The sequence below is a fragment of the Granulicatella balaenopterae genome (assembly GCF_900111135.1).
Classification (GTDB): domain Bacteria; phylum Bacillota; class Bacilli; order Lactobacillales; family Aerococcaceae; genus Granulicatella; species Granulicatella balaenopterae.
In genome coordinates this window covers 56,979-70,137 of record NZ_FOGF01000006.1, presented here as the reverse complement: position 1 = coordinate 70,137, position 13,159 = coordinate 56,979, and the positions used below count along the sequence as shown (strand labels likewise).

Here is a 13,159-nt window from a genome sequence, read left to right as displayed (position 1 = left end):
CAAATTTGTAGCCATTGTGGCAATAGAAAACATCTCAACCTAACTGATAGAACATATTGTTGTGAATGTGGTCTTGAGTTAGATAGAGATATAAACGCTGCACTGAATATAAAAAACGAAGGACTTAGAATCCTAATGAGTGCATAATAAAAAATAGATTATAGTAGGGTAGGAACTACCCAAACTTATACGCTTGTGGACTTTTTGTAAGACGGAGGAATAATCAATTAGATTAGATTAGGAAACGCAGGAGAGGATGAAGCAAGAAGCACCTAAGCTTTAGCTTAGTGTGTAGTTCACAATAGAACACATATAAATAATCGAATAATAGTTAATTGATTAGCAATAGTCAGTTGAATATTATTCTTTTTTTGTGGATATTATTTTGATAAGAAGTCATATAATTTTCATAATGCATTAACAAATTCACATCCCAAAAATGATATAATATTATCTAACACATATTTTAGGAGAGGTTTAATGAAGGATAGGCAGAATGGGTTTACTATAGCAGAATTATTAATAACTGTGGCGATTATAGGGGGTCTTGTAGCAATTAGTATACCGATTATTAGTGGACAATTGAAAAAGTCTCGAGCTGCTGTTGATGCGGCTAATGTACGCTCGGCAAAAGCAGCTGCTGTCAGTGATTATTTAGTGGATTGCATAACTAGTGAAGAAACCTATTATTATGATGCTAGTCAAGGTGTAGTGAAGGATTCAGCTGATGACATTAAAGCATATGGGAAGTCAACAGATGATTTGACAAAAGAAAATATAATGGAAGACTATGCAGAAGGTGTGCCACAAGATGGGATAGTTGAGGTTGTGGTGGCTTCTGAAGGGGTTCAAAGCTTAACTTGGATTAAAGCAACAGATGATGTTGAAGATATCTCTCAAGAGCCTAATCATCCACTAGAGGAATTAGCTCTTAAGTCTTGGGAAGAGTATCGCAAGACGAGTCAAAATGGTTTGAGCTGTCCAGCTGGTTCGCTATTTATAGATAAAGGACAAGTCTATGTTTTTTATCGGAATAGTGATTGGTATCAAGGCGATTATCGTCATAAATCCCTTGAAGAACTAATGGAAAAGTATCCTGATTGTGTAAAAAAAATAATGGCTACGACTACTATTAAAGCTTGTAACGAGTATCAAAAAGGAGATATTGTTGAAGCAGGAACGATTGTTAAAGTCAGTGACAAAAAGTATTTGATTCGTTGTGTTACAAAGAAATTAGCTGATGAAACAATAAGTGAAGGTTCGGATAATTGGGAGATTATTCAATAATTCTTCCTTATGTCAAAAAGTAGATACAAATAGTTAAAAATCATATGAATATAGGAAGTTTATTATAAGAAAATAAGACACATATTGTATGAAAATATCCTTCCATTGTCCTGCTAAATATTGACAATAATGGAGTAATAATGGATACTATAAGTAAGGATATGATAGTGATTTTTCGATAAAATTCTTAATAGTTGTCAATTTGATGGATTTTTTGTAGTGAATTCTAGAGAAGTAACTTAGCTTGCTTTTCTTAGATATATGAATAGGATGACACTTCTCATGGAGTAGAAGTTGAACACTTTTTCAATATTTGGAAGGTGTTGAAGTATTAAGAATAATCAACATGGGAGGGAATAGTTTTGTCAGAGTATTTCACGCAAGATATTTTAATCTTAATTAGTATCTTACTAACAGAATTTGTCTTTTTGAAGTTTTATATTAGCCAGAAGCCTTTACCAATTAATAGTAATCGGATTGTTTTTAGGATGTTTAAAGCAGCTACGGTATTAACCTTATCCGATTTAGTAGCAACCTTTTGTTTGGAGACCAATGTATTATATACGGAATCATTAGCAGTCTATATTGTTATTTCTATATATTATATTATGTATCAGTTATTATATACGCATATATTAGAATATGTCTTTATTAAGTGTCATAAGCATAAGAAGTTAGCCTTAATGCAAAAGTATGAGCCAGCCTTTATTACGCTTTTTTCTGGGATCTTAATGATGAATTATTTTTATGGTAATATATTTTATCTAATGGGAGATGCAGTCTATGCGGAAGGACTGTATTTTATTATTTTACATATTCTACCGATTATTATTTTGATTTCATCATTAATGAGAGTGTTGAAAGAGCAGTTTATTGGTATCTTTTATGCCTTGGCGATTCTCTTTTTTGGGACTATTATGCAGTTTGTGATAAATGATTTAGCATTAGAAGTTAGTTTGATTTTAAGTGTTATTTTATTGTATATCACTACGGAAAGTCCAGCATTTTTTGAATCAGAAGGGATTAAAGGGGTCTACAATACACAAGCTTTTATTAAATTAACAAATGAATATTTAGCAAAGGATAAGGAATTTTATGTCTATGGGATTCATATTCATAATTTTGATAGTTTGAAAAATCGCTATGGTGCAAGAGATTGCTTTTTAGGTTTGGAATGTTTTAGTCAATGGTTAAAAGGATTTACCGATAATGGTTATTTATTCTATACTTTCAATGATACGTTTAATTATGTGACAACTGAACCAATAGATGTGGAAAATGTAGAAGAATATTTAATGGAGCGAATGAAGAAAAGTTTTAAATATGATCATATCGAGATGTATATTTGGGCTAAGTTATTAAGTGTTACTACTGATAGTCAGTATTGTAAGGATGGTTCTGATATTATTAATGCTGAAACAGTGGCTTTAAAGCGTTATTCTGAAAAGCATACAATTATCTTAGTTGACCGAGAGATTTATGAGCAGTTAGATTATAATAGTAAAATCGAGAAAATCATCCAAGAATGCATTGAAGATAAGCAGGTTGAAATCTATATTCAGCCCCTATATAATTCGGTTAGCCAAAAAATTGAAGGTGGCGAAGTTTTAACTCGTATTAAGCATGAAGAATTGGGGTTAATTATGCCGGATGATTTTATTGGATTAGCTGAAAAGAATGGTAGTATATTTGAGTTAAGTAATATTATTTTCGAGAAGACTTGTGACTATATTAGTCGTCATGATTTAGCAAGTATGGGGATTAAGTTTATCAATGTGAATTGTTCGCCGGTTCAATTCCAAAATATAAATCTGGTAGAAGAATTAAAGGGGATTGCTGATCGATATGAGGTTGATTTTTCGATTTTTGATTTTGAGGTAACAGAATCAAATATGAATTCTGAAAATTTATTACATATGCATATTGCCAAGATGAAAGAATATGGCGCTACAGCTTCTTTAGATGATTTTGGTACAGGGAGTTCGGATGTTTTTCGCTTAGTGAATTATGATTTTTCATTAGCTAAGTTAGATAAATCACTTGTATGGAATTACTTTGATGATAAGAGTTCGATTATGGTGGATATTATTAATATGTTTAAGCATGAGAATTTAAAGATTGTGGCTGAAGGTATTGAGACGGAGGAGATGGTGCGAGAATTAAGTCTTCTAGGTTGTGAATATTTACAAGGATATTACTTCTCAAAACCGATACCAGCTGAGGAATTTTTAGAATTTGTTAAGGAGTTCAATAATTAAAATAAAGAATAGAAATCTAATAGTTAGTAAATGATTAGGAATAATCAGTTGCTAGCTATTTTTTTGGTTCTAAATACCAATTGACAAATTTTATTCACACGTTTTTGACGAACTGATGATATAATATCTTTATAAATTGTACATTAAAAATAATTGGGGTGAGGGAGGCTCTTTGAATAAGCAGGCTAATAAACAGTTTTTGATGAGGTTGGCAAGTGGATTTTTACATAGGTGATGGGAATTTTTTTGAAAATGGTTAATGGGATTATGTAGAAAGAAAGGTTAGCTTATGTGGATTACTAAGAGATATTATAATGAGTTATTAGAGATATTGAAGCTATTTTCTAAGGGGAGTTTTAGCTTTGATGAGAGAGCTTTAATGAGTTTTGATAGTAAAAAGTATCGCGAGTTAACAAGACAACTTGTAGCCATTCGTGATACGGCAGATAGTAATATTAAGAACTGTCTTGTGATGATGAATAATATTGCTGATGGGAAGTGTGATTATATTCCTAATGAATTAGGTGAAGATAATGATTACCAAGTTGTCTTTGAACGGTATACGGCATTACTGCAGTCGATTGAGAAGATTAATGAGAGTATTAATAATTTAAAGATTATTATTAATAATGGGAATCTTAGTTCGCGAATTGATTTAGAAGGGTTGAATGGTATCTGGCTTGAAAGTGTATCGAATGTTAATGATATTATGAAAAAATTCAATCAACATCAGGCAGATTTAATTCGGGTGTTACTGGCCGTTTCTCAAGGAGATTTATCGCAGAAGATTGAATTAGAAGCAAAAGGTGAAATATTATTAATGAAAAATACGGTGAATAATTTGGTGGAGCAATTGGATAGCTTTACCTCGGAGATTATTGCTGTTACAAAAGAAGTAGGCATTAAAGGTAAGTTCGGTGTCCAAGTGGAAAATGAAGATCTCGAGGGTGTATGGCTTGATTTGCGCAATAATATCAATATGATGAGTCTAAGTCTAGAAGATGTTGCGATTAAGAATCAGAACCGTATCTGGATTAAGGAAGGGATCTCACTATTAAGTCAAGAATTACTACATAAAGATGTGTTGGCTGAACAATTTCAGACGGCAATTACGCAGATGTGTCGCTATGTTAAAGCCGGTATGGGGGCTATTTATATTTATGATGTGAATACCGATACATTAAGTGTTGAGGCGGCCTTTGTTAGGAGTATGGAGAATGCGCCAAGTTTTCGTTTAGGTGAGGGAATTGTGGGGCAAGTTGCAATCGATCGTAAGCCAATCTTAGTGGAGAATGCCGCTTATCAAGAAGTGGTTCAAGCTGGGACGACTACTTATCAGATTGGCTCAACTTATACGTTGCCATTAGTTTTTAAGGATAATTTAGTGGGAGTTGTAGAGGTTGCGACGTTTAATCGTTTTAGTGATTGTCAATTACGTTATCTAGAGCATGCTTTAGAAGTATTGTCAGGTTCGTTTTATGCAACAATTATTCAAATGAAGAATCGTAAAGAATTAGAACAATTATCTCATACAGATGGGTTAACAGGTTTATTTAATCGTGGATATTTTGATGTGGTCTTACCTGAGATTTTGAATAATCAAAAGCGCGCAGATAGTTTGATGTGTTTTGCGATGTTGGATATTGATTATTTTAAGAGTTTTAATGATCGTTATGGGCATCAAGTAGGCGATGAAGTCTTGCGTGAGGTGGCACATATCTTAATGTCTACATTACAAAGGGATGAGGATTATTGTTTTAGAATTGGCGGAGAGGAATTTGCTTTGATTTTTAGTGCAAGGAATCAAGAAAAGGCGCGGAAGTTTATGGATACCTTGCGGATGAAGATTGCCCAATTGAATGTCTTTGGAGATGAAAAGAAGAATATCACGAATCAAGTGACCGTATCAATGGGGCTAACTTGTAAGCGAGCGCTTGAGATTCTGAATGCGACCACTCTATATGAAGAAACCGATAAATTGTTATATCAAGCAAAAAAATCAGGACGCAATCAAATTGTTCAAAATTATCAACCATTAAAAGAAATTCCACTTCAAATAACTGACAAAATTATGGATTAGCGATTGAAAGAATGAAAAAATTAATTAATGTAAAATTATGAAAGAATTTGTAACTTGAAAATTTATTAAAAATAGGTAATATAATAATTGAAAAGATTAGGTGAAAATAATTTTTATCAAGCATAACTGTGAGGGGGATATGTGTGTTTGAGTATTTATTACAAGATAGTGTGATACTCATTAGTATTATACTAACAGAACTAGCTTTTTTACGATATTACCATGCACAGAATCCATTACCATTGAAGCGCAATGAGATTGTGAGTCGTTTGTTTCGAGCGATTGTATTATTATCAATTGTGGATTTTGTGGTGACGGTATTTGTACAGGATAGAATGTTTAAAGAGCAGATTGGTTTATTGTATGGCTTGATTTCTGTTTATTATTTGATGTATCAGCATTTGTTTACGCATATTTTAGAGTATATTCTAGCCAAATGTCATAAATATAAATATCTAGAAATGCTGCAGAAGAAGAGTTATCTCTTATTAGTCTTTGTAGCCATTGTCTTAATGATGAATTATTATTTTGGCAATATGTTTTATTTGGTGTCAACAGGTGTCTATATTGATGGGCGATATTATATGTTATTGCAAGCTATTCCTATAATGATTTTAGTCTATTCAATGGTGATTAGCTTTAAGGAGCGTCATTTAGGGGTCTTTTATGCGATGTTGGTTCTAGCTGTGGGAACAATTATGCAGCACTTTACAAATACGATTGCTTTAGAGATTTGTATTGTTTTCAGTGTGAATTTACTATATGTTACTACAGAAAGTCCTTTCTTTTTCGAATCAGAAAATATTAAAGGTGTCTATAATACAAAAGGCTTTATCGCTTTGATTAACCAATATAAGCAAACTAAGCAAGATTTTTATGTGTATGGTATTAGTATTCAGAATTTTGATAGTTTGAAAAAGCGTTATGGTAGTACTGATTTTTATATTGGCTTACAAAGTTTTAGTCAGTGGTTAAAAGAGGTGAATCAGGAAGGCTATTTGTTTTATACGAATAATCAGTGTTTTAATATTATTACGACTACAGCGCTTGATACTGAAGACTTGGCGCAAGATATCTATGAGCGTACTAAAAAGAGCTTTAAGATTCATCAAAATGAGATGTATATCTGGGCTAAGTTTTTAACGGTGAAGACCAATAGTGCCTATTGCTTGAATGGTTCAGATATTATTAATGCTGAACAATTTGCTTTGGATATCTATGCTGAAAAAGATTTTCAATTGGCAGTTGGTGACAAGATTTTTGCTCAATTGAATTACAATACGCAAGTGGAAGAAGCTATCCAACGATCCATCGACCAGCACAATATCGAAATTTATATCCAACCAATTTACAATCCTTCTACTAAGAAAATTGAAGGTGGCGAGATTTTAACAAGAATTAATGATGAACAGCTAGGCTTAATTATGCCGAATGACTTTATTAGTTTGGCTGAAAAGAATGGTAGTATCTTTGAGTTAAGTCTACTAATCTTTGAAGAAACTTGTCACTACTTAAGTCAAAATGATTTAGAATCACAGGGGATTAAGTTTATTAATGTGAATTGTTCGCCAGTTCAATTCCAAAATATTAACCTAGTTACTGAATTAAAAGGTATTTCTGATAAATATGGTGTATTCTTCTCGATTTTTGATTTTGAAGTAACGGAATCAAATATGAATTCTGAAAACTTATTAAAAAATCACATTGCTAAGATGAAGGAATATCATGCAACAGCTTCTTTAGATGATTTTGGTACGGGTGGTTCGGATATCTTTAGATTAACGAGTTATGATTTTACCCTAGCCAAATTAGATAAGTCTTTAGTATGGAAATATTTTGACCGCAAGACGAATATTTTGGTAGACATTATTAGTATGTTTAAAAATGAAAATTTACAAATTGTTGCAGAAGGTGTTGAAACAAAAGAGATGGCTGATGAATTGGCTATCTTAGGTTGTGATTATTTACAAGGATATTTCTTCTCCAAACCATTACCAGCTGAAGAATTTTTAGATTTTGTAAAAAATTATCATCAAAAGCAAGAATAGTCAGTGTTATAAATTTGTGGCGAAACCTCACATGCTTGCGTGTGAGATGAAAGTCAGATTGCAGAAGAGTTGGAAAGATTGTTAGGGTATTAGTGCCTAATAGTCTTTCTATTTTTGTGTCTAGATTAGAAAGAAAAGACAATTTTCAAATAAAAAAACTGGCAGAATACTTGACTCTACCAGTTTGTTGTCAGTATAGGGGATTAATATAGCCATTTGATAACATATAAAAGGCTAGGTCAATAATTTTTGTAAAGCCTGTTTTTGCAAGCATATTGGACTTGTGGTATTTGACGGTATTTTCGCTAATATAGAGTTCAGTAGCGATTTCTTGGTTAGTCATATGCTTACAGATTAAGCGCAGGACTTCCATTTCACGCTCGGTTAGTGGTGTCTCGCCAAGTGCTAGTGGGATTTCTTTGGGTTTGGAGAAGATTTTTTCGCCTTGCATTATTTTATCTGCTACTTCAATAAAGTATTGTAGACTTTTACTTTTATAGATGAAGGCATCTGCTCCCACTTTTTTGGCACGAGGAATATAGGATAATTCATCAAAAGCGGTAATAATAATTACTTTTATAGTAGGAAAGTGCGTTTTTATGACTTGGGTCGCTTCTAATCCAGATGTGCCATGTTCACAACAGACATCGGTAATGACTAGGTCTGGTTGGAGCTTTTGACAATAGGCTTCAGCTAAATCACTAGTTGCTAGTTCACTAACTACTTGATAGCGATTGGTAGCGACAAATGCTTGACGGATAGCTTCTCTCATTGAGGCATGGTCATCGATAATTAAGAGTTTATACATTGTTATCACTTCCTTTTGGTATAGTAATCAAAATCTTGAATAGTGGTGTCTTTTGATAAGTAAATTCACCATTAAAATTGACGACTTTTTTACGCATACTCGTTAAACCACCACCTTCTTTAATATTTTTGGTAATAGGAAGACCATTATTTGTAATCATTAACTGGTGTTCTTTGGTAGTCTCTAAGATGCTAATGTTTACTTCAGAAGCATAGGCATGGCGAATGGCATTGCTAGTAGCTTCTTGAATAATTTGGTAAAAATTTTTGGCAAGACGTCCTTCTTTTGGTAAATGACCACTAATCGTTAGTTTGACGCCAATTTTTTGGAAATTCTGTCGTAAGATCATTAAGGAATGGTCATCGTAGGTTGTTTTTTGTTGTAATTGATCAAACAAGTGTATACTGAATTGTTTTAAGTCTGATACGTCAGGCTTTTTATTTTTGCGCATAGATGATAACAGCAAGCTAATTTGTTCGCCTAAGATATTGTGGACACGAATTTTGCTATTAATCATTTCTTCATTACGACAGATAGTGACTAAGTTTTGGTGCATTAATTTGAGTTCATGGTTACGCTCTTGTAAGAGTTGGTGCTTGGCATGGAGTTCTTTAGTTGCAAGGTAATATTTGCTAATATCAAAAGCTACTAGTAATCGATAAGTTTGCCCTTTAATAGCGAGGGGATGTTCTTCAAATAGCCAGATTGTCTTATTAGGTAATTGGTAGATAAGTTTTTCTTTCATTGTTATTTTTTTACAGTTTGTTTGAACATTGCCATTTTTTAGTAATTCATGGAACTGGACACCATTATAAAATAATTCTCCCCCTAGATGAGCTGCGAGGGTCTGCATTTGTTCATTTTGTAGGATGATTTGCCCTTTTTTTCGTCCATTTGGTATATAGAACATACAAGCAAAGTGCATACTATCAATCGCTTCCTTAATCGATAAAAATGATAGTGATGCAAGGCGAGTCTGTTGTAAATGATAGAGTTTGTAGCTGGCTCGAAAGATTAAGGCGATAACCATTAGATAGAGACTTGAGATATAATATAGGCCCCATATCTTACTAATAAAGGGAAGACTCAGCGCTAATAGGAGGCAAGTGACAATGGGACTGGATTCTTGTTTGCGATAAGTGACATATAGACAAATCCCCAAAATCACTAGATAAAGAAGATATAATATTAAATCAGGATGATGCGGCCAAATAAATCCTAAAGCTTTCTGACGACTAAGACGCGCCAAAATAATTAATATACCAAATAAATAACTCCAAATAGCTAGTTCAACATAATGATGCAACTGTAAGGTTTTAATTTGTTGGTAGTAGAGCTTAGTTTTAATGACTAACATCGTTTCAAGGCCAATAGCAATTGCCAATAACATAATATAATAAACTAAATAACTATGCTGTATTAGATAAAAGTATAGCAAATCCTCACCTCCATTTATAAAAATTCACAAGTAATTTTGGTTAAGTCATCCATTGATGTCAGGGTGATTTGACCATTTTTTAATCTAAGAGCTTCTAGAAACTCCTCAGAAAACAACTCTTTACAAATTGCCTTATCCATCAGAATACTAAAGTGATACCGCTCCTTTTGATGATGTATCTGACTCAGCATGGTAAAAGGCTTCTCCGCTAAAATTGTGGTTAAGACACTAAAATAAAAATCATATAATAAAATCGCATCCTCCACCATTAGATGACCATCTAAGTGGGCTTGGATATGACAGTGGCATTGTTTTTCATCAAGAAATTGATGTAATTCATTCAAATAGATAAGTAATTCTTGATGTGTAACTTGTTGATCGACTTCTTGAATGAAAAACAAATTACAGCGTCGTTTTATATGACAAAGAAGGAGGGTGATATGACTGGTTAAGATACTGACTTCTTCTGGGCTAGTAGCTTGTTCTAATGTCCTAATGGCACTAAGTAATAATTGCCTTTTTTCTTCCATTTGTACTTCTAAATGTTTGAATAAATCACTAGTAATTTGCTGGCTAATTTTTTGTTGTTCAATTTCTTTTTGTTTAACTAATAAATGATTGGTCGCAAGTAGTTGCTGGATGGCTTCATCAATGGAAGCTTGCAGTTGGTGTAATTGGGTAATATTTTCTTGCCAAAGCATTGTCCCACCATGAATTTTGTGTAAGAAAATCACATTATCCTTATCTTTTTTAATACTTCCCGCCGTTTTTTCGTTGGCTAAGACTTGTCTTTCACTAGCTGAGAGTGGTGTAGCTGTTAATCCTTTGAGAAAGACTTGGCCATCTTGGTCGATAATTTTCATATTTAGGGGGGCATTTGCGAATAGTTCTTGATAGTGACGATTTGTTGGAATGAGCCCTGTTTGTAAGATAACTTCAAAGAGTAGCAATGAAAAGAGACATTGAGTAATGGTAATATCACTATCTCTGGCAAAGGGGATGCCTTTTACATAGCAGATACTATAAAGCATAATGACACTCACACAAGCCACTACTAACACTAGGGCATAATTATTTGCATGTGTATGACTTTTTTTAATTAATAGGTAAATTGCTAAAAAGAAAGCACTCACCGCATATAGATAAATCAGATAATAAACTGGCTGATAAGAATAAATATCTGACCAATTCCCGTGAATATCAAAGTTAAAAACAAGTCGATGCCAATCATTGGTAAATACTAATAAGACAAATATTGGGTACAAAATAAAAAATGGATATAACCAATGACTCATCTGTTTTTTTGGCTCAAACTGGGTAATCATATCCGCCACATACAAAAGAATTAAAGGATGAGCCAATTGGAAAATATAATAACTATACCAACAATAACGGCCAATCGCGTTTAAGCCAATTAATTGATATTTAAACATCCTCACCAGAATCCACCCAATAATCATCAAGCCTAAAATCAGAATCGCCCGCCTAAAATTCGGATTAATCGCTCGGTACAAGGCATATTCTAGCCATGCTAAAGTTAAGATAATAGCTATCATAGCAAATAGAATACTCTCTTTATCATCAGCTGCCGAATATAGTCTAATATGTCTTACTAAGCGTCTAAATTTGGCGCCGGTACGCTTCATTTGCTGGTGAAAATGATGGTAATCAGTAATCTTTGTTGTATGCTTGTAAGCTTCACTTGCTGGATAGTAGGGATTAGTAGTCGTTCCATCCAGTAAGCGTAATTGCATTTGTAAATAGTGCGCATCCGGTAATTCATCTGTTAATAAAATATTGCTCAAAAGCCCTAATTGATAGGAAATAGTTCCTTCTTTTGGCACAATAATTTTTAAATGACGTCCTTCTTGAATAAGCTTTACAGCATCACAATCAAAACAAAGAATAATTGGTGTGCTGTCAGTATTTTCTTGTAGATTGATCTTTTGTAAGAACTGAATCGCACTATCTGTAGTAAATTCTTCTCCTTCTAAACCATAGGAAATTGCTGCTAAAAGTTGAATTAATTCAGTAGAGGAGGCATTGATACCAATTGGGTAGTCGCTATCTTCTAAATCACGCCACCCAGTTATGGGATAAGTCTGGGAATTCATTTGGTCGAGGTCTAAAGCAATAATCGGTGTAACTAATACTTGTGGATACCAATAATAAGACAGTTGACTTTTGATGGCAGGGAAGGCTTCAATATCTGAGACGGCGTAAATCTGTTGTTGCTGTAATCCTTGATAGATATTACTGCGCCAATCAGTATCCTCTTGGCAGACAAAATGAGTGTTCTGCTGTGACATTTTGTGGCAGATCAACTCAGTATATGGAGTTATTTCTCCGTAAACCATTCTTTTTCTAGTGATGTCTATTGTTGGAGCTTCAGATTGAAAATTAGGTATTGCATAAACATTACTGAACGGGATAACGCTTACAATTATGATTAAAAAAAAGAAAATAAATTGCAAAATAATGGGATAAATTTGTTTATTCATCTTTTTCACCTCTTTTCAAATCTAATATTTCTTAGTTTCATTATATAATTTATCGCAGTTAGTTTCAATTTGTACTGGAAAAAATGTTACTATTAAGCCATTTTAGCATTATTTTTTTGTAAGACTATCCATAGTGGGTAGGGCGGAAATGTAGTAAAGAGGTTACAATTAAAGTGAGAAAACGATTAGAAGGTTACAGCGAATTGTTTTATCAGCTAAAAAATTTCGTGAGAAGGGGGGAAAATAGATGGCTGCTGATGGTATTCGTTCAGATGATATGATTTATTTTAATGGTTTTTATTTTCCTGAGGTTAGTTCTTTGCGTTTTTCAGTGGAAGGGATGGCTGGTAGTAATCCAACACAATTATTTATTGAAGATCGTATGGGACGTTTTTTAATATCAATTGATGTAGATATGAAGGATATGGCATTATTGATTGCTGATAAAAGTGATTATGATAAGTTTGAATTCTATTATCATGATAAGTGTTTTTCGTTATCGTATCCCTGTCAAGAAGAGCAGAAGTCCTTATCGATGGGGTATTTTCGGATTGATATTAAAGATCGATTGGGCGAGATTCACTCATTGGTAGGGCAATTAAGTATTACGCCATCCATGAGGTATATAGATGGTTTGAAGGAATTTCAGAATTTGCAGCAATTAGTTAAAGGGATTAAATGGTGTCAGCATTCATTGGTTTCGCGCTAAAAAAGTTTGTGAATAGTTAGAGGTAAAAGG

The 13,159-nt window shown here is 33.3% G+C and carries 9 protein-coding genes; 6 read left to right on the top strand and 3 right to left on the bottom strand.

What is annotated here, in order from left to right:
* Nucleotides 1-3: 3 nt before the first annotated feature.
* The 5 genes from BMX09_RS10430 to BMX09_RS02480 all read left to right on the top strand — a co-directional run bounded on the left by BMX09_RS10430 (nucleotide 4) and on the right by BMX09_RS02480 (nucleotide 7,673).
* A complete protein-coding gene (locus BMX09_RS10430) occupies nucleotides 4-147 on the top strand; it encodes a zinc ribbon domain-containing protein (RefSeq protein WP_407645243.1) in 144 nt (47 codons plus the stop codon).
* A gap of 333 nt (nucleotides 148-480) precedes the next feature.
* Nucleotides 481-1,287, top strand: coding sequence for a pilin (locus tag BMX09_RS02495; protein ID WP_089746121.1), 807 nt, complete (start codon nucleotides 481-483; stop codon nucleotides 1,285-1,287).
* A 362-nt stretch (nucleotides 1,288-1,649) separates the two neighbouring features.
* Nucleotides 1,650-3,545: an EAL domain-containing protein gene (locus tag BMX09_RS02490; protein WP_089746120.1), complete on the top strand. Its 1,896-nt coding sequence runs from the start codon at nucleotides 1,650-1,652 to the stop codon at nucleotides 3,543-3,545.
* A 289-nt stretch (nucleotides 3,546-3,834) separates the two neighbouring features.
* Nucleotides 3,835-5,625, top strand: a complete 1,791-nt coding sequence (locus tag BMX09_RS02485) for a diguanylate cyclase (RefSeq protein ID WP_089746119.1) — start codon at nucleotides 3,835-3,837, stop codon at nucleotides 5,623-5,625.
* A 143-nt stretch (nucleotides 5,626-5,768) separates the two neighbouring features.
* Entirely contained in the window at nucleotides 5,769-7,673 is a 1,905-nt protein-coding gene (locus BMX09_RS02480; RefSeq protein WP_089746118.1) for an EAL domain-containing protein, read from the top strand.
* A 190-nt stretch (nucleotides 7,674-7,863) separates the two neighbouring features.
* Here BMX09_RS02480 and BMX09_RS02475 read toward each other — a convergent pair whose 3' ends face one another.
* From BMX09_RS02475 to BMX09_RS02465, 3 genes are read right to left on the bottom strand one after another with little or no spacing between them, the layout of a single operon-like run.
* Nucleotides 7,864-8,481 carry a response regulator transcription factor gene (locus BMX09_RS02475; protein WP_089746117.1) on the bottom strand — a complete coding sequence of 206 codons (618 nt, stop codon included), beginning with the start codon at nucleotides 8,479-8,481 and terminating at the stop codon, nucleotides 7,864-7,866.
* Nucleotides 8,474-9,919: a sensor histidine kinase gene (locus BMX09_RS02470; RefSeq protein WP_089746116.1), complete on the bottom strand. Its 1,446-nt coding sequence runs from the start codon at nucleotides 9,917-9,919 to the stop codon at nucleotides 8,474-8,476. The genes BMX09_RS02475 and BMX09_RS02470 overlap by 8 nt, the downstream gene beginning before the upstream one ends.
* Nucleotides 9,920-9,933: 14 nt before the next feature.
* Nucleotides 9,934-12,420, bottom strand: a complete 2,487-nt coding sequence (locus tag BMX09_RS02465; protein ID WP_089746115.1) for a histidine kinase N-terminal 7TM domain-containing protein — start codon at nucleotides 12,418-12,420, stop codon at nucleotides 9,934-9,936.
* A gap of 247 nt (nucleotides 12,421-12,667) precedes the next feature.
* Between BMX09_RS02465 and BMX09_RS02460 the strand changes: the two genes are divergently transcribed.
* A complete protein-coding gene (locus tag BMX09_RS02460) occupies nucleotides 12,668-13,129 on the top strand; it encodes a hypothetical protein (RefSeq protein WP_089746114.1) in 462 nt (153 codons plus the stop codon).
* The last annotated feature ends 30 nt before the right edge of the window (nucleotides 13,130-13,159 follow it).